Here is a 19884-nt window from a genome sequence, read left to right as displayed (position 1 = left end):
TCGGTTCTGCTTGATTGATGGAAACGGAAGGAGCGCTGCTTCTTCCGTTTTCTTTTGGAGGAGAGTCCATGTCCTACCACTGGAATTGGGGCGTTTTCTTAAGCCCTGTCTCGACCGGCGAGCCGACAACCTATCTCGGCTGGCTTATTTCCGGGTTCTGGGTGACCGTGACCGTGTCGCTCGCGTCATGGGTCGTGGCGCTCGTGGTCGGCTCGTTGTTCGGCATTCTTCGCACCGTGCCGAACCGCAAGCTGGCCACCATCGGCACGGTGTATGTCGCCATCTTTCGTAATATCCCGCTGCTCGTGCAGTTCTTCATCTGGTATCTCGTGATACCAGAATTGCTGCCGGTTTCCATTGGCAACTGGTTCAAGCAGTTGCCCCCGAACGCGCAGTTCTATTCGTCATCCATCATCTGCCTCGGGTTGTTCACCGGAGCACGCGTGTGCGAGCAAGTACGCTCGGGCATCGCAGCCTTGCCGCGCGGACAGCGCGCCGCCGGTCTCGCCATGGGGTTCACCGAATGGCAGACGTATCGCTACATTTTGATGCCGGTCGCGTACCGCATCATCGTGCCGCCGCTCACGTCGGAATTTTTGAACGTGTTCAAGAACTCGGCGGTGGCATCGACCATCGGGTTGCTGGAATTGTCGGCACAGGCGCGGCAACTCGTGGATTACACCGCGCAGTCGTATGAGTCGTTCATTGCCGTGACGCTTGCCTACATGCTGATCAATCTGGTCGTCATGCAGCTGATGAAAGTGGTCGAAGCCAAGACCCGGCTGCCCGGCTACATTGGAGGCAAGTGATGCATCATTTCAATTGGAGCAGTGTGCTGAGCTCGTTGCCTACGCTGTGGACCGGCGCCATCATCACCTTCAAGATCACGCTTCTCGCGCTCGTGTTCGGGATTCTGTGGGGCACGGTGCTCGCGTTGCTGCGTCTCTCGGGCATCAAGCCGCTCGAATGGTTTGCGAAGGGGTACGTCACGCTGTTTCGTTCGATCCCGCTCGTGATGGTGCTGCTGTGGTTCTTTTTGATCGTGCCGCAATTCCTGCAAAATGTGCTGGGGTTATCGGCGGAAGTCGATATCCGTCTGGCCTCCGCCATGGTCGCGTTCTCGCTGTTTGAGGCCGCGTATTATTCGGAAATCATCCGTGCCGGCATTCAGGCGGTGTCGCGCGGGCAGGTGAACGCGGCGTTCGCGCTCGGCATGACCTACATGCAGGCAATGAAGCTGATCATCCTGCCGCAGGCGTTTCGGGCAATGGTGCCGCTGCTGCTCACGCAGGCCATCGTGTTGTTCCAGGATACGTCGCTGGTGTATGTGATCAGCCTGGCGGACTTTTTCCGCACGGCAACGAATGTGGGCGATCGCGACGGCACGACCGTCGAAATGGTGCTGTTCGCCGGCGCCTGTTATTTCGTGGTGTGCCTGGTCGCATCCGGTCTCGTCAAAAGTCTTCAGAAAAAGGTCGCTCGATGATCTCACTCAAGAATGTTTCGAAATGGTATGGCCCGTTTCAAGTGCTCACCGATTGCACGACGGAAGTCAAAAAGGGCGAAGTGGTCGTGGTGTGCGGTCCTTCGGGATCGGGCAAGTCGACGCTGATTAAAACCGTGAACGGACTCGAGCCGTTCCAGAAGGGCGAGATCACGATCAACGGGCAATCGCTTGGCGACAAGAAAACCAACCTGTCGAAGCTGCGTGCGAAAGTCGGCATGGTGTTCCAGCACTTCGAACTGTTTCCGCATCTGACGATCGTGCAGAACCTGACGCTGGCGCAGATCAAGGTACTGGGGCGCTCGAAGGACGAAGCAACGGCCAAGGGATTGAAGCTGCTGGAGCGCGTGGGCTTGAGCACTCACGCTGACAAATTTCCCGGTCAACTTTCCGGCGGGCAGCAGCAACGGGTGGCGATTGCGCGGGCGTTATCGATGGATCCGATCGCCATGCTCTTCGATGAACCCACGTCCGCGCTGGACCCGGAGATGATCAACGAAGTGCTCGACGTGATGGTTGAGCTCGCTCAGGAAGGCATGACCATGATGTGCGTGACGCACGAAATGGGCTTTGCGAAGAAGGTCGCGCATCGCGTGATCTTCATGGACAAGGGCTTGATCGTGGAAGACGACAAGAAGGACGCGTTCTTCGAGAACCCGAAGTCGGATCGCGCGAAGGACTTTTTGGCGAAGATCCTGCATTGATCGTTTGACGCGGGTTGCTTTGGCTAGCGCCGAGCAGCTTCCGACGTAAAAATGGCCGTTCCGGCGTGAGCTGGGACGGCCATTTTTGTCTTTGTGGTCCCGCGCTAGTGGCTGGTCGATGCGGCTTTCGTGTTGTCCTGTGTCACTGCATCGGGCGCATTTTTCTTCAGCGTTTCAATCCCGGCATCCCTTGCCGCCGCGCTGCTATAAGCCTCACTCACGCCAATGATCTCGTGATTGCCAGCCTTCAGATTGAAATAGGTCGCGCCGCTTTTATCAGTCTTGCGCTCGTAGCGTTCGTCGATCAACGCATTCGCCTTGACCGACGCAATGCCATGTTCCGCCGACGCTCGCGTCACATACGTCTCGCTCTTGAGGATCGGTTCGCCGTTGGCTACCCGCAGGTTGAAATAGAACTGGCCGTTGCGGGCACGGTCGATGACGAATTTTCCTGACATTGCATAAGCTCCCTGGAGAGTGGAACAAGCGTGAGTTCAGGTGATTCTTCAGCCGCGAAACTACTTCAAACTACTCTGCACTTATTCTCCAACTACTCGATCCCGAGTTCGGTCTCCACATCTGCCGTCGTCTCGATGGTCTCGACGCGCAGCACCGATTCAACGCAAACCTTGCACAGCGGCTCGCGTGCTTTCTCCGCGACGTCCGCCGGCACCGGAACGTTGACCGTCCTGAGCAACGCGCCGTGCTGGAACAACGCCAGGTCTCCGGGTTCGAAACGCGACCAGATTTCGTCGTCGGTAAGCGGCGAGGTCGCGATCACCGCAACGCGATCTTCCGGCGTGGTGTACTTCGCGAAATCGATCGACATGTCCGCATCGATCAAATGCGCGGTGGAGAACGGCCAGCTCCTCACGAGGTAATACAGATGCGTGGAGCAATGCGTAAACAGCGCCTGGCCGTTCGACATCAGGAAATTGAATACGCCGAATTGCGTGATCTCGCGCGTGAGCTTTTCAAGCGCCGCGAACAGTTCGTCCAGCGGCGGCTGGCAGCCGGGGAATTCGCGCCGCAGACCTTGCAGCAACGCGCAGAACGCCAACTCGCTGTCGGTCGTGCCGACCGGCTGATATTGCCCATTCAGACAGGGCTTGAAATCTTTCAGGTCGCCGTTGTGCGCGAAAATCCAATGCCGTCCCCACAACTCGCGCATGAACGGATGGCAGTTCTCGAGCAGGATGTGACCTTGCGTGGCCTTGCGAATATGCGCGATCGTGTTCTTCGATTTGATCGGATAGCGCTTTACCATTTCGGCGAGTGGTGAACTGGCCGACGACTGGTGATCGATGAAAAGACGACAGGCCTTATCTTCGAAGAACGCAATGCCCCAGCCGTCCGCGTGATGGTCGGTAACGCCGCCACGCGCCGCGAAACCGGTGAACGAGAAAGTCACGTCCGTTGGTTCCGCGCAGTTCATTCCGAGAAGTTGGCACATTGCTGAGGCTGCAGACAGACTGGGTGAATGGAGCTAACCGTTACAATACGGCTAGCCAAAGCATAGCACCGACGAAACCGCCAAAAATCGCGGCTCTCGACCGCGGGGTGGCATCGTTGTGGAATTTCCACGGTATGGGCCGGCTCGCGGGAGAAAAACTGACCGATTGGGTTGGCCGCTTCCGTTTGTAGCTTGATCAAGCACGCAGTTTGGGAACACGATTCACTGATCCGGCCGATATTCATGGCGCAGCTGCTCAGGTTTCGCTTGAGTGTTTATGCTTTCTGGTTTCGCGGCCGCCACAGTCCCTGCGTTTTCGTCATCCGATTATTTTCATCGCTATCACGCCAATGTCCGCTTCCACGCCTGCCTCCGCCTCTTCCGTTGACTCCGCTGTCGACTCCGTTGTGAACTCCGTCAAGCTCGCGCGTCCCGACGACTGGCATTTGCACGTACGCGACGGCGCCGTGCTCGCCGCTGTCCTGCCGCACACGGCACGGCAGTTCGGCCGGGCGATCATCATGCCGAACCTGCGGCCGCCGGTGACGACGACCGAGATGGCGGCGGCATATCGCGGGCGCATTCTGGCCGCGTTGCCCAAGGACGGTCCGGGAGCGCGTTTCGAGCCGCTGATGACGCTTTATCTCACCGATAACACGCCGCCCGACGAAATTCGTCGTGCCCGTGAAAGCGGTTTCGTCCACGGGGTGAAGCTTTATCCGGCAGGGGCGACGACCAATTCGGACGCCGGTGTCACGAGTGTCGCGAAGTGCGCGAAGACGCTAGAGGCGATGCAAAAGCACGACCTGCCGCTGCTCGTGCATGGCGAAGTAACAGATCCGGCCATCGATATGTTCGATCGGGAGAAGGTGTTTATCGATCGGGTGATGACACCGTTGCGTCGCGATTTTCCCGCGCTGAAAGTCGTGTTCGAACACATCACGACGAAGGACGCCGCCGATTACGTCCGCGATGCCGACGGTCCGACTGGCGCTACGCTGACCGCGCATCATCTGCTGTACAACCGCAATGCGCTGTTTGTCGGCGGAATCCGGCCGCATTACTACTGTTTGCCGGTGCTCAAGCGCGAGTCGCATCGCGTGGCGCTGGTTGCCGCGGCCACGTCGGGCAATCCGCGTTTTTTCCTCGGCACCGACAGCGCGCCGCATGCGAAAGGGCTGAAGGAACACGCGTGCGGCTGTGCGGGTTGTTATACGGCGTTGCACGCGCTGGAGCTCTATACGCAAGCCTTCGATCAGGCTGGCGCGCTCGATCGCCTTGAGGGCTTCGCGAGTTTCCACGGCGCCGACTTCTACGGTTTGCCGCGCTCGACAGAGAGCGTGACGCTGCGTCGCGAACCCTGGACGCTGCCGGCCGAATTCATGGCGGGTGGTGACGAGATCGTGCCGCTGGGCGGCGGAGAATCGATTAACTGGCGGATGGAGTGATGGTTGCCGGGGCGCGCTCAGGATGAGTCGAGCGCAAAACCCGGCGCCTCTCGAACTACTCGTATGTCCTACCGGGAAAATGCATCGAAGCCTGAAAGCGCGAATACGGAATCGCCGCCGCTAACCGATATCCGCGCGGCGCAGAGCTTCACGGACATCGACTGGTCAAGCCCGTGGCTGGCGCCACTTGCCGAGCGCGGCGAACGCTGGCGCCAGGCCGCGCTAACTAGCTACTCAGCCTATCTTTCCACGCTTAACGCCGACGCACATACAGAGCCGCGCGCAACCGGACGCGGCAAGCCGTTGTCGTTCATCGCGCAGGACGAGCTGCCGGCGGGGGCGTCGTATGAAGGGCATATCGCCGGGACCGGGTGCGTGCCAACGCGCTACAACCTGCACGATTTCTTCAACGGCTCGATGTGGTTCCAGTACCCGCGCATCAAGGCGGCGCTGAACGCTGGCCAGGCTGCGGAAATCGATGTGCTCGGCATTGGCCCAACTCGAGGCGCGGCGCGCGACGCGCTGACCCTGTTCGATGAAAACGCGATCCTCTTTGCCTGCGCAGACCCGTCGCTCGCCGCCGCACTCCGCGCCTTCGAGTGGCGCACGTTGCTCGTCGAACAACGCGCAGCGTGGGGCCTTCGATGCGAGGCGCGCATCTTCGGCCACGCGCTGCTGGAAAAGCTGGTTGCCCCGTACAAGGCGTGCACGGGGCATGCGTGGATCGTGGACGTCGAGCCGGCCTATTTCTCCGCCCCCGATACCGAGCGCCGCGCGATCCTCGACCACGCGCTGTCTGAACGGCTAAAAAGCGAAACCATCTCCAGCCGATATTTCACGCCGCTGCCGGTGCTCGGCGTGCCGGGCTGGTGGCCTGAAAATGAAGCTCCATCTTTCTACGATAACCCCCAAGTCTTTCGATCCGGCCGCCGGTCGCGGACTTAGCCTGTGCATGAGCCTGACGGCAAGCCCGTCGGCAAGCCTTACGGCGAGGCTGAGGCACCCCTCATGCTAAAATCATCGGCGCAAAGTAGGCCAGGCAGTCGCGGCTGATCCGGTTTCGGCCGGAGAGGGCGAGGAAAGTCCGGACTCCACCAGGCAGGGTGATGGCTAACGGCCATCCGTGGCGACACGCGGAACAGGGCAACAGAAAGCAAACCGCCGATGGCCCCGGGCGCAAGTTCGGGGATCAGGTAAGGGTGAAACGGTGCGGTAAGAGCGCACCGCGGCTGCTGCAAGGCAGACCGGCAAGGTAACCTCCACCCGGAGCAATTCCAAGTAGGCAGGCGCGCATCTTCGCGATGCAGGACGGTGCCTCCGTCTCGTCTGCGGGTAGGAAGCTTGAGCGCGCCAGTAATGGCGCGACTAGAGGAATGGCTGCCACGCGCGTCACGCTTTCGGGCGTGAGGCGTGCACAGAATCCGGCTTATCGGCCTGCTTTGTGAGATTCAAAAAGAAAGCCGGCGTCAGTGATGACGCCGGCTTTTTTTCGTCCTGCTTTTCTCTTCGATGCGCGCACTTCAGCTCGCGACGATATCGAAGGAATGCGTCAACTCGGCTGTCTTCGCGAGCATGATCGACGCCGAGCAGTATTTGTCGTGTGAAAGGGTGATCGCGCGTTCAACCGTCGCAGGATTCAGGTTCTTGCCTGTTACCGTGAAGTGGAAGTGGATCTTCGTGAACACCTTCGGATCTTCGCTTGCGCGCTCGGCCTTGAGCGTCACCGAGCAACCCACGACTTCCTGACGGCTTTTCTTCAGGATCATCACGACGTCGTACGCGGTGCAGCCGCCCGTGCCGAGCAAGACCATTTCCATTGGCCGCGGCGAGAGGTTGCGGCCGCCGCCTTCCGGTGCGCCATCCATTGTGACCAGATGGCCGCTGCCCGTTTCCGCGGCAAATGCCATTCCGTCCTGTCCCATCCAGCTAACTTTGCATTCCATGAGAAAACTCCGATGCCATAAGACACTTGTTCAATCATATCGATTGTAGCGTTTTAGCTGATTGTAGAAATCCGCGCAGTGTCTTCGATTGCGGCAGTCGCAGAATATTGTTGCATTGCGATACATCTGATAAATCCGAGATTTCCCTACTGCGAATAAGGGGTTTCGACCGCAAGTTGTGGCTGAGAGGTTTTTTATTTTAGATAAGTGACTGATTATAAATAATAAATTGCTATATGTTATGAATTGGTAATATTTTGCATTATGAAACTATATCTCATAATGCAAATTTACTTGCTTTGCACAAAAGCCCTTCATATACTTCCTCCTGTCTCCTCCACCTCCTCCTAGGTGGATTCAGCCCGAGCCCAAGGCTCGGGCTTTTTTTCGTCTGCTTTAACGTCGATTTCGGGCTTGGCGGGCGATTCGCGGGCTGATTGCCCCTCGCAAAACCTCTCCGCAATGCCGCCGTTCAGCGCCGGCCCGAGGCGATTTAGCTTGCCAAACAGGCAAGTTTTGACTTCACACCAAAATTTCCCTTATAATTCAAAGTTCTCTATCCGCACCATGCCCGTGGACGAGAACCAGGGAGAGCCCGCACGCGCCTCGATGCGCACGAACATACAAGCGGGACAAAGCAGGGCAGATTTATTTTTTGGATCGATCATGAAGACGTTTTCCGCAAAAGCCCATGAGGTGACGCGTGAATGGTACGTGATTGACGCGACGGATAAGGTTCTCGGACGTGTCGCCAGTGAAGTGGCCGCCCGACTTCGCGGCAAGCACAAACCCGAGTTCACCCCGCACGTCGACACTGGCGATTTCATCGTCATCATCAACGCCAGCAAGTTGCGCGTCACGGGCAACAAGGGTACTGACAAGAAGTACTACCGTCACTCGGGCTATCCGGGCGGCATCTACGAAACGACGTTCAACAAGATGCAAGAACGCTTCCCGGGCCGCGCGTTCGAGAAAGCCGTTAAGGGCATGTTGCCGAAAGGTCCGCTCGGCTACGCTATGATCAAGAAGCTCAAGGTCTACGCTGGCGCAACGCATCCGCATACGGCTCAACAGCCTAAAGCGCTCGAGATCTAAAGGGAGCCCATATGATCGGTAATTGGAATTACGGTACGGGCCGCCGCAAGAGCGCCACTGCCCGCGTGTTCATCAAGTCCGGTACGGGCGTGATCATCGTCAATGGCAAGCCCATTGCTGATTATTTCTCGCGCGAAACGTCGTTGATGATCGTGCGTCAGCCGCTCGAACTGACGAGCCACGCCACCACGTTCGACATCAAAGTCAACGTGAACGGCGGCGGTGAAACGGGTCAGGCCGGTGCAGTTCGCCACGGCATCACCCGCGCGCTGATGGACTACGACGCAACGCTGAAGCCCACGCTGTCGCAAGCCGGCTTCGTTACCCGCGATGCTCGTGAAGTTGAACGTAAGAAGGTTGGTTTCCACAAGGCACGTCGCAGGAAACAATTCTCGAAGCGTTAAGCTCTTTGGCGGTTTCGTCGTTGTTACGGCGAAATGGCTCGGAAAGCCGCCTGCGTGTATGCGCCGGCGGCTTTTTTCGTGGCGGATGCTCGAGGATCGCTGCCGTCTTTCGGCGATGTCCCAGGCAGCCACGGCAATTTCGGGATAGTGTGGGAGCGATAGCCTATTGATTACATGGGCTTCCAGCACGATATTGAGATCAGCCCTACAATAGGCATCAGAAGCTTTTTTGGAGAGTTCGAATGAACGCTGTCACAGATACCCCCACGACCGAAATGCCGTTGCCGTTCGTTTTCACCGACGCAGCAGCTGACAAGGTCAAGCAACTGATCGACGAAGAAGGCAATCCGGAATTGAAGCTGCGCGTGTTCGTGCAGGGTGGCGGCTGTTCGGGTTTCCAGTACGGCTTCACGTTTGACGAAGCCATCAACGAAGACGACACCGTAATGGACAAAGCCGGCGTCCAGCTCCTGATCGATTCGATGAGCTATCAATACCTCGTCGGCGCTGAGATTGACTATAAAGACGATCTGAACGGCGCGCAGTTCGTGATCAAGAATCCGAATGCGACCAGCACCTGCGGTTGCGGATCGTCATTCTCGGCGTGATTCTGATTAATTGATCAGATGACGCGGCATCATGCAGAGATGAAAAACGGAGCCTTCGGGCTCCGTTTTTGTTTTGTGGGCCTGCGTTTGCCTGGACGTGTGTTTCAATGAAAATTGAGGTTATGGCGCACGAGCCAAGGTTTTCATCGGTACGCCTGAGCTAGCCGTCAGTTTCTCGTGTTGTTGTTAGCCTCTTCGCTAGTAATGGATTGTTGGTGACAGCCGGGCATTAACGCGGATAAATCGCCCCTAACACCCGTTCCCCCGCAGCCCCTGTTACCGCCGATATATTGCCGGGCTTACGGGCCACGCAGCGCATCGCAAGCCATGCGAACGCCAATGCTTCCACCTGCTGTGGCGGCACGCCGAGCGCTTCGGTGGTCATCACGGGGACACCCGCGACGCCGCTCTCCCCAAGCGCCTGCTGGATCGCCTGCATCAGCACCGGATTACGGGCGCCGCCGCCGCACACATAGACCGCGCGGCAATCGGAAGCATGTCGCTCGATTTCTCTTGCAACGGTGATGGCGGTCAGCGCGACAAGGGTGGCCTGCACATCTTCGGGCGATATCTTTTCAAAACCGATGAGCTTGGCATCAAGCCACCCTGGATTGAATAGATCCCGGCCGGTGCTTTTAGGCGGTTGCTGTTCAAAGAACGGTTCGTTGAGCAGCGCGTTCAGCAGCGGGCGGTGCACTTGGCCCTGTGCCGCGAAATGACCGCCTTCGTCGAAGGGCCGTTTCAGGTGCCGGTGCGCCCATTCGTCCAGCAGGGCATTCGCCGGTCCGCAATCGAAACCGTGGACGCTGCCGTTGGCCGAAAGAATGGTGATGTTACTGATGCCGCCCAGGTTGCAGACCACGCGCGTCTCGTCCTTGCTGCCGAAAATGGTCGCGTGAAATGCCGGGACGAGCGGCGCGCCCTGACCGCCGGCGGCGACGTCACGGTTACGGAAGTCGGCGACGATGTCGATGTTCGTCATTTCTGCGAGCAGCGCGGGATTGTTGATTTGCCGCGTGTAACCCTTTTCCGGTCGATGCCGTACCGTCTGCCCGTGTACGCCGATCGCGCGGACTTTCGCGGACGAGTAGCCGCTCATGCTGGCCAGTTCGTGACAACACACGGCGTAGCGCGCAGCCAGCGCGTTCGCTGCAAGGGCTTCGCGTTCCAGTTCGTTGTCGCCAGGGGCCTGAAGGGCGAAGAGCGCGTCGCGCAGACCTTGCGAGAACCCGACGTGAGCCTCGCCGAGCACAACGGACGGCTTGCCCGCCGTGAACTGGACGGCAATGCCGTCCACACCGTCCATGCTCGTACCCGACATCAGCCCAAAGTACACGCCGTCCGCCATGTCGCCTGCTTCCGTTGCCTCGGTCCGTCGCGCCACGTTGCTCTCCTGTTCGATGCGGGTTCACCGATGACCCTGTTCGAGCAGTCATTGAGGCAATTATTGATGCAATTCCTACGGCCAAAGCGGCCGCGATGGACCGATTATCCACGCATCGATGCCACTCGTTAAGCCGTTAGCCATTCGGTCGTGTTTTGAGCTCCGTATCCGGAGTCAGGGCATTCAAAACATGACCGAATGGCCAACGCGCGGCCAACAAGCGGGGAAAACGGGGCGAAGGCGGTCGACATCACGTAAAATCCGTTGCCTGAACAAGCGAATGCCGCACGATTTTCCATGTCCGAACGTGACTGTGGACGAATCGGGAAACAGCGGCTGTTGCCCGATCGGCGCCTGTTAGCGCCCCGAACAAATCACCCGAAAAAAGTTGCAAGCATGACCACTGAACCGAACGACTCTCCGGCTTCGGCTGCGAAAAACTTACCCCTGACCGACGAAGTGCAGGCAGCGCTTGCCATCGCCAAACGGGGCTGCGACGAACTGTTGATCGAAGCTGAGTTCGCGCAGAAACTCGCTCGCAGCGCCGCGAGCGGCAAGCCGCTGCGCATCAAGCTTGGCCTGGATCCGACTGCGCCTGATATTCATATTGGCCATACGGTTGTCCTGAACAAGATGCGTCAGTTGCAGGATCTCGGCCATACGGTGATCTTCCTGATCGGCGACTTCACTTCGCTGATCGGCGATCCGTCAGGGCGTAACGCCACGAGGCCGCCGTTGACGCGGGAGCAGATCGAGTCGAACGCGAGGACCTATTTCGAGCAAGCCGCGCTCGTGCTGGATCGTGAGAAGACCGAGATTCGATACAACAGCGAATGGTCCATGCCGCTCGGCGCCGACGGCATGATCAAACTCGCTTCGCGCTACACAGTCGCGCGGATTCTTGAGCGCGAGGATTTCACGAAGCGTTACCAGGGCGGCGTACCCATCTCGATTCATGAGTTGCTGTATCCGCTGATGCAGGGTTACGACTCGGTTGCGCTGAACGCCGATCTCGAACTCGGCGGCACGGACCAGAAGTTCAATCTGCTGGTTGGCCGCGAATTGCAAAAGCAATACGGCCAGGAGCAGCAATGCATCTTGACCATGCCGCTGCTGGAAGGGCTGGACGGCGTCGAGAAGATGTCGAAGTCGAAGCACAACTACATCGGCATTAGCGAGAAGCCTACCGACATGTTCGGCAAGCTGATGAGCATTTCCGACACGCTCATGTGGCGCTACTTCGAGTTGCTGTCGTTTAGAAGTATCGAAGAGATTGCGCGGTTCAAAAGCGAAGCCGAGGGTGGTCGTAACCCGCGCGATTTCAAGGTGCTGCTGGGGCAGGAGGTCGTTGGGCGTTTCCATTCGCCGGCTGACGCGGAACGGGCGCTGGAAGACTTCAACCATCGTGCGAAGGGTGGCGTGCCGGACGAAATTCCATCGGTGACGCTAAGCGGCGCACCGCTCGCCATCGGGCAACTGTTGAAGCAAGCCGGACTGGTGCCTTCGACCAGCGAGGCGCTGCGCAATATCGAGCAGGGTGGCGTGAAGATCGACGGTGCGACGGTGTCAGACAAGGGCTTGAAGATCGAGGCGGGCGAGTTTGTGGTGCAGGTCGGAAAGCGCCGCTTCGCGCGCGTCACGCTGGCAGCGTAAGCGCTTGATCGCACTCATTCAGCGTGTCTTGCGGGCCGACGTGCGCGTGGGCGACCGCGTGACGGGTGCGATCGATGCCGGCTTGCTGGCGCTCGTGTGCGCGGAGCCTGGCGATACCGAGGCCGTTGCGGACAAGCTGCTGGCGAAGATGCTGGCGTATCGTGTTTTTAGCGATGCCGCCGGAAAGATGAATCTCCCTGTGCGGGATATAGACGGTGCCGGGCGTGCGGGTGGGGTGTTGCTGGTGTCGCAGTTCACCCTCGCCGCTGATACCTCCAGCGGGCTGCGGCCTAGCTTCACACCGGCTGCGCCGCCCGAGGAAGGCCGCAGGTTGTTTGATTACTTTGTTGCGCAGGCGCGCGCCACGCATCCCATTGTTGCGACGGGCGAGTTCGGTGCGAACATGCAAGTCTCGCTGGTCAACGACGGGCCGGTCACTTTCTGGCTGCAAGTTCGTCCCTGAGACGTCTCCAAGCTGTGTTACTGCACCCGTCGTTTGGGCGCATCTTCCGGAATTTCACGCATCTCATGACCACGCAAGTCCTCTTCATCAGGCATGGCGAAACTGACTGGAATCGCATCAAGCGTATTCAGGGGCACATTGATATTCCGCTGGCTGCGACCGGTATTGCACAAGCAGCGCAGCTCGCACAGCGTCTGTTGCAGGAGTCGAAGACCGGCGCTCGACTCGACGCGGTGTATTGCAGCGATCTACAGCGTGCTCAGCAAACCGCCAAACCATTTGCGGACGCGCTTGGTTTGCCGCTGAAGCTGAATGAAGGTTTGCGTGAGCGTTTATACGGTGACTTTCAAGCTCACAGCGGCGAAGAGATCCGCGCGAAGTATCCCTTCGAATATGCCGACTGGCAGAGCCATAATCCGGACTTCGCACCGCCTAGCGGTGAATCGCAACGAGCATTCTCGCAACGTGTGCTGAGCATCGTCGAGCCGATTGTGGCCGCGCATCCGGGCGGACGTATCGCGGTCGTCGCTCACGGTGGTGTACTGGACTGCATTTATCGGTTCGTGCGTGGATTGCCGCTCGACGTGCCGCGCGACTGGCCGTTGCTGAATTCCAGTATTAACGTGGTGGACTTTGAGAACGGTCAAACGAAGGTCGTGTGCTGGGGCGATGTCGCGCATCTTTCTTCTCCCGGCAGCGACGACGACCTCAAGGAAGTCCCGCGCTAATCGGGCTTCATCGCGGCGCGGCGCCGGGCTCGTTTGGACACACCGTTGATCAGCGACCAGCGTATCAACGGTGCGATCATCCTGACGCCTGGCCGCGTCCACGCGCGGCGTAGCGGCGCGAGAGCGCCGAATCCGAGCATCGATTGCGCCCAGTCAGGCAGCAGGTCCACACCTGCGTTCAGTATTAGCGAGCTGGCGGGTTTCATCGCGACACTGGGCGCTGGCGCGTTCATCAGTACCTTCATCACTTCCCGGGTACGGTCGCTTGCTTCCAGTTGTGGCTGCATTGACGCTAGATACCTGTCAATTTCCGCGCAACTCTTCGGCACATTGGTCGCACCGAGCATCTCCGCTATGGTCGATGTCTCCGCGTAATAGCGATCCTGCGCCTCGCGGGGAAGCCGCGGGTTCACGTATCGCAAATGCGCCTTCAGGAAACTCGACACTTCCGCGACGTGAACCCACGTCAGCAACTCAGGATCGCTTGCGCGATACGGCCGCCCGTGGGGAGTAACACCTGTCACGGATAGATGAATTCGCCTTACACGCTCGATGAGCGCAAGCGCGTCATGCTTATTGCCATACGTCGTACCCGCGATAAACGTAGCTGTGCGGCGCAGGCGTCCGAGAATATCGGTGCGAAAGGTGGAGTGATCCCAGACGCCCGCGAGCGCCATTGGGTGTAGGGCCTGAAGCAGGAGGGCGCTGACGCCGCCAGTCATCATCGATGTAAAGTCGGCGTGGACTTTCCAGCAAATGGCGTCGGGTCCGAACAGTCCCGGGTCGCCCGGCGGCGACGAATAATCCAGCGATGGTCCACTGCCGGTAGTCAGGCTCGTGACGCCATTGGCAAGTCTGGAGCGCACTCGCTTGACCAATTGGCCGGCGAAACCGGATGAATCATTAGAGCGGGGACTTGCTTGATCGGACATCGGTTCGGCTATTTGCTATCAGGCTGTGGCGTCGGGTTGTTGCGGCTGATGGCTCAACTGTCGGCGTTGGCGTCCCACAGTTCGCGGACCGGGCCGGCGTCGGGGGCGGCCAGGCCAAAGTGGCGATACGTGAGCAACGTGGCAACACGTCCGCGCGGCGTGCGCTGTAAATACCCCTGCTGGATCAAATAGGGTTCAAGCACATCTTCAATGGTGTCGCGCTCTTCGCCAATAGCTGCCGCCAGATTGTCGACGCCGACCGGACCGCCATCGAATTTGTGCAGGATGGCCTCCAGCAGTTTCCGATCCATCAGGTCGAAGCCGACCGGATCGACGTCGAGCATTTTCAACGCAGCATCGGCGACTTTGGCTGTGATGTTGCCGTCCGCTCTTACCTCGGCGTAATCACGTACGCGCCGAAGCAGCCGGTTCGCGATTCGCGGTGTCCCGCGCGCCCGCTTCGCAATCTCCAACGCCCCTTCCGGAACGATATCCGCCTTGAGCAGCGACGCCGAGCGCGTAACGATTCGCGCCAGTTCGCTCGCGGTGTAGAACTCGAGCCGCGACACAATGCCGAAGCGATCGCGTAGCGGATTGGTCAGCATGCCCGCCCGCGTGGTCGCGCCAACCAGCGTGAACGGCTGCAAATCCAGTTTGACACTACGTGCGGCCGGACCTTCGCCAATCATGATGTCAATCTGATAATCCTCAAGCGCCGGGTACAGGATTTCCTCGACGACCGGCGACAGCCGATGAATTTCGTCGATGAAAAGCACGTCGTTCTTCTCGAGGTTGGTGAGCAGCGCAGCCAGATCACCGGCGCGTTCCAGTACCGGGCCCGACGTCTGCCGCAGATTCACGCCCATCTCCCGCGCAATGATATGCGCGAGCGTGGTCTTGCCGAGACCCGGCGGCCCGAACAAAAGAACGTGATCGAGCGCCTCGGAGCGCCGTCGCGCGGCTTCGATGAAAATCTGAAGCTGATCCCGGATTTTCTCCTGCCCGACATATTCCTCGAGATCGCGCGGCCGCAGCGCGCGCTCGAACACTTCCTCGTTCGGCGAGACGGGAGTAGCCGAGATGATGCGTTCGGCAGCGAGTTTGTCGGTTTCTATCATGCGTCGATTGTACCGCGTGGGTCGCTCACCGAAAGCTGGCCGATCGGCCGACTGTTGGCCGGATCAGTTGCGTGGGAGACTGAACTCGTACCAACTGCAATCAGAGGGCGTCGCGCTTGTGATCCGCTCGGCCGGTTGAAAAGTGATCAGCGCGTGGGTTGAAACGACAGCGCTTTCAGGGCCAGCTTGATGCCTTCCGAGACGCCCGTGCCGGCCGGAACATTCTTGACCGACATCAGTGCTTCTTTTTCGGAGTAACCCAATGACAGCAATGCATTCAGGATGTCGCTCGCATGGTCCGGACCGCTCACCGTCCCCGCTGCCGTTCCCAGATCCGCACCAAGTTTGCCCTTCAGTTCGAGCAACAGGCGCTCGGCCGTCTTCTTGCCGATGCCGGGTGTGCGTGTCAGGCGCGCAGCGTCCTGCATCGTCACGGCCTGGGCGAGTTCCTGGACGCTCATGCCGGACAGCACGGCCAGCGCCATGCGCGCCCCAATCCCGCTGATCTTGAGTAGTTCGCGGAACGTCGTGCGCTCCTGTTGCGTGCCGAAGCCGTACAGCAAGTGCGCATCTTCACGAACGATCAACTGAGTCAGTAATACGACTTTTTCGCCGCCGTTCGGCAGGTTGTAGAAGGTGCTCATGGGTACGGCAATTTCGTAGCCTACGCCGCCGCAATCAACGAGCAAGTACGGCGGATTTTTTTCCAGTAAAACGCCTGCTATGCGACCAATCATGGTGAGGAACTTGTAGTGGAGTTAGCCGACAAGACGGCCGCGCCGTACGCGCAGGCCCTTTTTAGCCAGCGATGGCGCGATCTCGCCGAGTGCCGTCATCGCGCCACCGGCGTGCGCGTGGCAGATGGCCATGCCGAGCGCATCCGCGGCGTCGGTGCCCGGCACTCCGGTGAGCGCGAGCAATCGAACCACCATCTGCTGCATTTGTTCTTTCGTTGCGCGGCCATAGCCCACAACGGCCTGCTTCAACTGCAACGCCGTGTATTCGGCGACCGGCACACCGCTCGCGACCAGACCGCAAATAGCTGCGCCGCGCGCCTGGCCGAGCAGCAGCGTGGATTGCGGATTAACGTTGACGAACACTTTTTCGATCGCGGACTGGTCGGGCGCGTGTTGCCGGACAAGCGTCGAGATACCTTCGAAGATCGTGTGAAGACGCGACGGCAAATCTGCGTCGGCGGTCTTGATGACGCCGCTGGTCACATAGGTCAGCGTTTGACCGGTCTTGTCGATAACGCCGAACCCCGTCACGCGCAGGCCCGGGTCAATACCGAGAATTCTCATGGAGTGCCGTTGGAACGTAGTGCTTGCGATACTAACAGCGCGGCGCAAAAAGTAAAAAGCCCGGTGCGCCTGCCGGCCACCGGGCTTATCGAAGATAAAGCGTGCTTAGTGACGGAAGTGCCGCGTTCCGGTCAACACCATCGCAATGTTGTGCTCGTCCGCAGCGGCAATCACTTCGTCATCGCGCATGGAGCCGCCCGGCTGGATAACGCAGGTCGCACCAGCGTTGACCACGACGTCAAGGCCATCGCGGAACGGGAAGAACGCGTCCGACGCCACAGCCGATCCTGCCAGCGACAAGCCCGCATTCTGCGCCTTGATGCTGGCAATGCGCGCCGAATCCACACGGCTCATCTGGCCCGCGCCCACACCAATCGTCATGCCGCCGCCGCAGAACACGATGGCGTTCGACTTCACGTACTTCGCGACGCGCCACGCGAACAGCAGGTCGTCCATTTCCTTCGGCGTCGGGTGACGCTTTGTGACCACGCGCAATTCGTGCGGCTGCACGTTCTTCGAATCCAGCGATTGGACAAGCAGGCCGCCGCCCACGCGCTTCAGGTCGAACGCGTTGTGACCGTCGCCGAGATCGACCTTCAACAAACGCACGTTCTGTTTCGCCGCGAAAATCTGCTTGGCTGCATCGCTGAACGAAGGCGCCATCAGCACTTCCACAAACTGCTTCGACACAGCCTGCGCCGTCGCTTCATCTACTTCGCGATTGAACGCGATGATGCCGCCGAACGCGGAGGTGGGATCGGTCTTGAGCGCCTTCGAATACGCTTCGTGCGCGTCAGCGCCAATCGCCACGCCGCACGGATTCGCGTGCTTGATGATCACGCAGGTCGGCGCGTCGAAGGTCTTTACGCATTCCCACGCAGCGTCGGAATCCGCAATGTTGTTGTACGACAGTTCCTTACCCTGCAACTGCTCGTAGTTCGCGAGCGCGCCGGCGGGCGTGGTGAGATCGCGGTAGAACGCAGCGCTTTGATGCGGGTTCTCGCCGTAACGCAGATCCTGCACTTTGGTGAACGCGAGGTTGAACGTCGACGGATAGGTGTTGCGGCTCTTGTGCTGCAACTCGTCGGTCAGGCTTGTCAGGTAATTTGTGATCGCGCCGTCATATTGAGCGGTGTGCGCGAACACTTTAGTGGCGAGCTTGAAGTTCGTCGCGTAGCTGACGGTGTTTTTAGCCGAGCGCATTTCGTCGAGGACGATCGCGTAATCCGAGGGATCGACGATCACCGTTACATCACGATGATTCTTCGCCGCCGAACGCAGCATGGTCGGGCCGCCAATATCAATGTTTTCGATCGCATCTTCCAGCGAGCATTCTTCCTTCGATACCGTCTGCACGAACGGATACAAGTTCACCACGAGCAGGTCGATGGTCGGAATGTCGTGTTGTTCGAGCGCTGCCATGTGTTCCGGCAGATCGCGGCGCGCCAGAATGCCGCCGTGAACCTTCGGGTGCAGCGTTTTCACGCGGCCGTCGAGCATCTCCGGAAAACCGGTGTAGTCGGCGACTTCGGTGACGGGCAGGCCTGCATCGGCGATGAGTTTTGCGGTGCCGCCAGTCGAGAGCAGGCTAACGCCTAGCTCCGACAGCGATTTCGCAAATTCAACGATGCCTGACTTGTCGGAAACGGAAAGGAGCGCTTGCTTGATCATGATGGGAACGGCGGAAGCCGGTAGGGGAGTCGAGGGGAATCAGGAAATTCGAGTCGACCGCCGTACGCCGCGACGGTCCGGATTAAAACAACTGCTTTAAATAAGTCCGTGTTGTTGCAGCTTCTTGCGCAGGGTGTTGCGATTGATGCCGAGAAACTCAGCCGCGAGCGACTGATTGCCCTCGGCTTGCTTCAGCACAACTTCCAGCATCGGTTTTTCGACGCACGAAATCACCATCTCGTAGACGTCGTGCGGCTTGGAACCGTCCAGGTCCTGGAAATAGTTGTCCAGGCTCTGGCGGACGCATTGTTCTATGTGATGTCTACTCATGCGGCTAGTCGGTCTGTGTGGTTCTGCATGCCGCACGATTCTTCGGCTTCGTCGTTGCCGCCGCGGTCGCTCTCTGCGTCGAGTTCTTCGACATAGACGAGACGGTCGGACAACGCCTTTTGGGCGTCGAAGAATTCATTCACGGCGAGCAATTGTTCGCGTGTGGAATCCAGCGTGTTCATCCGATGTCTGAACGTGTTGGCGCCGGAAAGGCCGCGAGTGTACCAGCCGATGTGTTTGCGCGCTGTACGAACGCCCGTGAATTCGCCATAGAAATCATAGTGATCTTCGAGATGCTCATTCATCAGTTGCTGGATCTCGTCGATACGCGGCGCCGGCAAATGTTCGCCCGTTTCCAGAAAGTGTTCGATCTCGCGAAAGAGCCACGGGCGCCCCTGCGCGGCACGACCGATCATGATCGCGTCAGCACCGGTAATGGCCAGTACGTGACGCGCTTTTTCGGGTGTGGCGATGTCGCCATTCGCCACCACCGGAATGCGCACCGAAGCTTTGACGGCGGCAATGGTCTCGTACTCCGCGTCGCCCTTGTAGAGATCGGCGCGCGTGCGGCCGTGCACGGTCAGCATGGAAATGCCCGCGTCCTGTGCAATGCGCGCAATGTTGAGCGCATTCTTGTTCTCGCGATTCCAGCCCGTGCGGATCTTCAGCGTGACGGGCACCGCGTCCGGGCCAACGCCGACTGCGTTCACCACGGCCTGCACGATCTGCGCGACCAGCGTTTCGTTTTGCAGCAATGCTGACCCAGCCGCGACATTGCAGACTTTCTTGGCTGGGCAGCCCATGTTGATGTCGATGATCTGCGCGCCGTTCGCGACGTTGTGACGCGCGGCCTCGGCGAGCATTTTCGGATCAGCGCCAGCGATTTGCACGGAAATAGGTTCCACTTCGCCGGTGTGATTCGCGCGACGGAGCGTTTTCTCGCTTTTCCACAATTGCGCATTCGACGCAACCATTTCGGACACCGCGTAACCCGCGCCCATGCGTTTGCACAACTGCCGGAACGGGCGGTCCGTCACCCCGGCCATGGGGGCGACAAACAAGTTGTTGCGCAAAATGTGGGGGCCGATGGCCGGTGTGGAAATAGGCATGAAACTCGCGATGTTCCCAAATAAAGGGATGCAAAA

General features: G+C 59.2%; 22 protein-coding genes and 1 other RNA gene. 12 read left to right on the top strand and 11 right to left on the bottom strand.

All coding sequences use genetic code 11. The annotated features are described in order from the left end of the window. Nucleotides 1-68 precede the first annotated feature (68 nt). From FH08_RS0106410 to FH08_RS0106400, 3 genes are read left to right on the top strand one after another with little or no spacing between them, the layout of a single operon-like run. Nucleotides 69-809 (top strand): amino acid ABC transporter permease, encoded by a 741-nt coding sequence (locus FH08_RS0106410; RefSeq protein ID WP_031357533.1) that lies wholly within the window; start codon nt 69-71, stop codon nt 807-809. Next, nucleotides 809-1486 carry a glutamate/aspartate ABC transporter permease GltK gene (gene gltK, locus FH08_RS0106405; protein WP_031357532.1) on the top strand — a complete coding sequence of 226 codons (678 nt, stop codon included), beginning with the start codon at nt 809-811 and terminating at the stop codon, nt 1484-1486. Before FH08_RS0106410 ends, gltK begins: the two co-directional genes overlap by 1 nt. Then, nucleotides 1483-2208, top strand: a complete 726-nt coding sequence (locus tag FH08_RS0106400; protein ID WP_031357531.1) for an amino acid ABC transporter ATP-binding protein — start codon at nt 1483-1485, stop codon at nt 2206-2208. Before gltK ends, FH08_RS0106400 begins: the two co-directional genes overlap by 4 nt. Nucleotides 2209-2312: 104 nt before the next feature. Here FH08_RS0106400 and FH08_RS0106395 read toward each other — a convergent pair whose 3' ends face one another. Further along, a complete protein-coding gene (locus tag FH08_RS0106395; RefSeq protein ID WP_031357530.1) occupies nt 2313-2666 on the bottom strand; it encodes a YegP family protein in 354 nt (117 codons plus the stop codon). A 92-nt stretch (nt 2667-2758) separates the two neighbouring features. Next, nucleotides 2759-3661 (bottom strand): class II glutamine amidotransferase, encoded by a 903-nt coding sequence (locus FH08_RS0106390; protein WP_031357529.1) that lies wholly within the window; start codon nt 3659-3661, stop codon nt 2759-2761. Nucleotides 3662-4011: 350 nt separating this feature from the next. Between FH08_RS0106390 and pyrC the strand changes: the two genes are divergently transcribed. The 3 genes from pyrC to rnpB all read left to right on the top strand — a co-directional run bounded on the left by pyrC (nt 4012) and on the right by rnpB (nt 6554). Then, on the top strand, nt 4012-5109 hold the full coding sequence (gene pyrC, locus FH08_RS0106385; RefSeq protein ID WP_035565456.1) for a dihydroorotase: 1098 nt from the start codon (nt 4012-4014) through the stop codon (nt 5107-5109). A 63-nt stretch (nt 5110-5172) separates the two neighbouring features. After that, a complete protein-coding gene (locus FH08_RS0106380) occupies nt 5173-6054 on the top strand; it encodes a DUF3025 domain-containing protein (RefSeq protein WP_081889374.1) in 882 nt (293 codons plus the stop codon). A gap of 82 nt (nt 6055-6136) precedes the next feature. Beyond that, an RNA gene (gene rnpB, locus FH08_RS49300) (RNase P RNA component class A) lies at nt 6137-6554 on the top strand. 75 nt (nt 6555-6629) lie between these two features. Here the strand turns inward: rnpB and FH08_RS0106375 are convergent. Then, the gene (locus FH08_RS0106375; protein ID WP_031357526.1) at nt 6630-7052 is read right to left on the bottom strand and encodes an OsmC family protein; all 423 of its coding nucleotides are present in this window, start codon (nt 7050-7052) and stop codon (nt 6630-6632) included. A 666-nt stretch (nt 7053-7718) separates the two neighbouring features. Between FH08_RS0106375 and rplM the strand changes: the two genes are divergently transcribed. The 3 genes from rplM (at nt 7719) to erpA (ending at nt 9159) form a co-directional block, all read left to right on the top strand. Beyond that, a complete protein-coding gene (gene rplM / locus FH08_RS0106370; RefSeq protein WP_031357525.1) occupies nt 7719-8147 on the top strand; it encodes a 50S ribosomal protein L13 in 429 nt (142 codons plus the stop codon). Nucleotides 8148-8158: 11 nt separating this feature from the next. Continuing rightward, on the top strand, nt 8159-8551 hold the full coding sequence (gene rpsI, locus FH08_RS0106365) for a 30S ribosomal protein S9 (RefSeq protein WP_031357524.1): 393 nt from the start codon (nt 8159-8161) through the stop codon (nt 8549-8551). A gap of 242 nt (nt 8552-8793) precedes the next feature. Continuing rightward, nucleotides 8794-9159 (top strand): iron-sulfur cluster insertion protein ErpA, encoded by a 366-nt coding sequence (erpA, locus tag FH08_RS0106360; RefSeq protein WP_031357523.1) that lies wholly within the window; start codon nt 8794-8796, stop codon nt 9157-9159. A 229-nt stretch (nt 9160-9388) separates the two neighbouring features. Here erpA and FH08_RS0106355 read toward each other — a convergent pair whose 3' ends face one another. Then, the gene (locus FH08_RS0106355; RefSeq protein WP_268810818.1) at nt 9389-10543 is read right to left on the bottom strand and encodes an anhydro-N-acetylmuramic acid kinase; all 1155 of its coding nucleotides are present in this window, start codon (nt 10541-10543) and stop codon (nt 9389-9391) included. Between the two features lie 396 nt (nt 10544-10939). Between FH08_RS0106355 and tyrS the strand changes: the two genes are divergently transcribed. From tyrS to FH08_RS0106340, 3 genes are all read left to right on the top strand, one after another. After that, nucleotides 10940-12196, top strand: a complete 1257-nt coding sequence (tyrS, locus tag FH08_RS0106350; protein WP_031357521.1) for a tyrosine--tRNA ligase — start codon at nt 10940-10942, stop codon at nt 12194-12196. A 4-nt stretch (nt 12197-12200) separates the two neighbouring features. After that, nucleotides 12201-12659: a D-aminoacyl-tRNA deacylase gene (dtd, locus tag FH08_RS0106345; protein WP_031357520.1), complete on the top strand. Its 459-nt coding sequence runs from the start codon at nt 12201-12203 to the stop codon at nt 12657-12659. Between the two features lie 65 nt (nt 12660-12724). Beyond that, nucleotides 12725-13387, top strand: a complete 663-nt coding sequence (locus tag FH08_RS0106340) for a histidine phosphatase family protein (RefSeq protein ID WP_031357519.1) — start codon at nt 12725-12727, stop codon at nt 13385-13387. Here FH08_RS0106340 and FH08_RS0106335 read toward each other — a convergent pair. The 7 genes from FH08_RS0106335 to dusB all read right to left on the bottom strand — a co-directional run bounded on the left by FH08_RS0106335 (nt 13384) and on the right by dusB (nt 19848). Next, nucleotides 13384-14319, bottom strand: coding sequence for an oxygenase MpaB family protein (locus FH08_RS0106335; RefSeq protein WP_031357518.1), 936 nt, complete (start codon nt 14317-14319; stop codon nt 13384-13386). The genes FH08_RS0106340 and FH08_RS0106335 overlap by 4 nt on opposite strands. Nucleotides 14320-14372: 53 nt before the next feature. Then, nucleotides 14373-15437, bottom strand: coding sequence for a Holliday junction branch migration DNA helicase RuvB (gene ruvB, locus FH08_RS0106330; RefSeq protein ID WP_031357517.1), 1065 nt, complete (start codon nt 15435-15437; stop codon nt 14373-14375). Between the two features lie 146 nt (nt 15438-15583). Next, entirely contained in the window at nt 15584-16174 is a 591-nt protein-coding gene (ruvA, locus tag FH08_RS0106325; RefSeq protein WP_031357516.1) for a Holliday junction branch migration protein RuvA, read from the bottom strand. A 21-nt stretch (nt 16175-16195) separates the two neighbouring features. After that, on the bottom strand, nt 16196-16738 hold the full coding sequence (gene ruvC / locus FH08_RS0106320; protein ID WP_031357515.1) for a crossover junction endodeoxyribonuclease RuvC: 543 nt from the start codon (nt 16736-16738) through the stop codon (nt 16196-16198). A gap of 105 nt (nt 16739-16843) precedes the next feature. Then, complete coding sequence (gene purH, locus FH08_RS0106315) at nt 16844-18409, bottom strand: bifunctional phosphoribosylaminoimidazolecarboxamide formyltransferase/IMP cyclohydrolase (RefSeq protein ID WP_031357514.1); 1566 nt, start codon at nt 18407-18409, stop codon at nt 16844-16846. Between the two features lie 96 nt (nt 18410-18505). Continuing rightward, nucleotides 18506-18739 carry a Fis family transcriptional regulator gene (locus tag FH08_RS0106310; protein WP_031357513.1) on the bottom strand — a complete coding sequence of 78 codons (234 nt, stop codon included), beginning with the start codon at nt 18737-18739 and terminating at the stop codon, nt 18506-18508. After that, nucleotides 18736-19848 carry a tRNA dihydrouridine synthase DusB gene (dusB, locus tag FH08_RS0106305; protein ID WP_031357512.1) on the bottom strand — a complete coding sequence of 371 codons (1113 nt, stop codon included), beginning with the start codon at nt 19846-19848 and terminating at the stop codon, nt 18736-18738. The genes FH08_RS0106310 and dusB overlap by 4 nt, the downstream gene beginning before the upstream one ends. Nucleotides 19849-19884 lie beyond the last annotated feature (36 nt).

This window comes from Caballeronia sordidicola (genome assembly GCF_000729995.1).
GTDB classification, from domain to species: domain Bacteria; phylum Pseudomonadota; class Gammaproteobacteria; order Burkholderiales; family Burkholderiaceae; genus Caballeronia; species Caballeronia sordidicola_A.
This window is presented reverse-complemented; position numbering and strand designations above follow the sequence as displayed.

Bases quoted from the DNA above. Each gene is read 5' to 3' on its own strand.
- FH08_RS0106410 (WP_031357533.1), top strand. From the start codon at position 69: ATGTCCTACCACTGGAATTGGGGCGTTTTCTTAAGCCCTGTCTCGACC.
- gltK (WP_031357532.1), top strand. From the start codon at position 809: ATGCATCATTTCAATTGGAGCAGTGTGCTGAGCTCGTTGCCTACGCTG.
- FH08_RS0106400 (WP_031357531.1), top strand. From the start codon at position 1,483: ATGATCTCACTCAAGAATGTTTCGAAATGGTATGGCCCGTTTCAAGTG.
- FH08_RS0106395 (WP_031357530.1), bottom strand. From the start codon at position 2,666: ATGTCAGGAAAATTCGTCATCGACCGTGCCCGCAACGGCCAGTTCTAT.
- FH08_RS0106390 (WP_031357529.1), bottom strand. From the start codon at position 3,661: ATGTGCCAACTTCTCGGAATGAACTGCGCGGAACCAACGGACGTGACT.
- pyrC (WP_035565456.1), top strand. From the start codon at position 4,012: ATGTCCGCTTCCACGCCTGCCTCCGCCTCTTCCGTTGACTCCGCTGTC.
- FH08_RS0106380 (WP_081889374.1), top strand. From the start codon at position 5,173: ATGTCCTACCGGGAAAATGCATCGAAGCCTGAAAGCGCGAATACGGAA.
- FH08_RS0106375 (WP_031357526.1), bottom strand. From the start codon at position 7,052: ATGGAATGCAAAGTTAGCTGGATGGGACAGGACGGAATGGCATTTGCC.
- rplM (WP_031357525.1), top strand. From the start codon at position 7,719: ATGAAGACGTTTTCCGCAAAAGCCCATGAGGTGACGCGTGAATGGTAC.
- rpsI (WP_031357524.1), top strand. From the start codon at position 8,159: ATGATCGGTAATTGGAATTACGGTACGGGCCGCCGCAAGAGCGCCACT.
- erpA (WP_031357523.1), top strand. From the start codon at position 8,794: ATGAACGCTGTCACAGATACCCCCACGACCGAAATGCCGTTGCCGTTC.
- tyrS (WP_031357521.1), top strand. From the start codon at position 10,940: ATGACCACTGAACCGAACGACTCTCCGGCTTCGGCTGCGAAAAACTTA.
- FH08_RS0106340 (WP_031357519.1), top strand. From the start codon at position 12,725: ATGACCACGCAAGTCCTCTTCATCAGGCATGGCGAAACTGACTGGAAT.
- FH08_RS0106335 (WP_031357518.1), bottom strand. From the start codon at position 14,319: ATGTCCGATCAAGCAAGTCCCCGCTCTAATGATTCATCCGGTTTCGCC.
- ruvB (WP_031357517.1), bottom strand. From the start codon at position 15,437: ATGATAGAAACCGACAAACTCGCTGCCGAACGCATCATCTCGGCTACT.
- ruvA (WP_031357516.1), bottom strand. From the start codon at position 16,174: ATGATTGGTCGCATAGCAGGCGTTTTACTGGAAAAAAATCCGCCGTAC.
- ruvC (WP_031357515.1), bottom strand. From the start codon at position 16,738: ATGAGAATTCTCGGTATTGACCCGGGCCTGCGCGTGACGGGGTTCGGC.
- purH (WP_031357514.1), bottom strand. From the start codon at position 18,409: ATGATCAAGCAAGCGCTCCTTTCCGTTTCCGACAAGTCAGGCATCGTT.
- FH08_RS0106310 (WP_031357513.1), bottom strand. From the start codon at position 18,739: ATGAGTAGACATCACATAGAACAATGCGTCCGCCAGAGCCTGGACAAC.
- dusB (WP_031357512.1), bottom strand. From the start codon at position 19,848: ATGCCTATTTCCACACCGGCCATCGGCCCCCACATTTTGCGCAACAAC.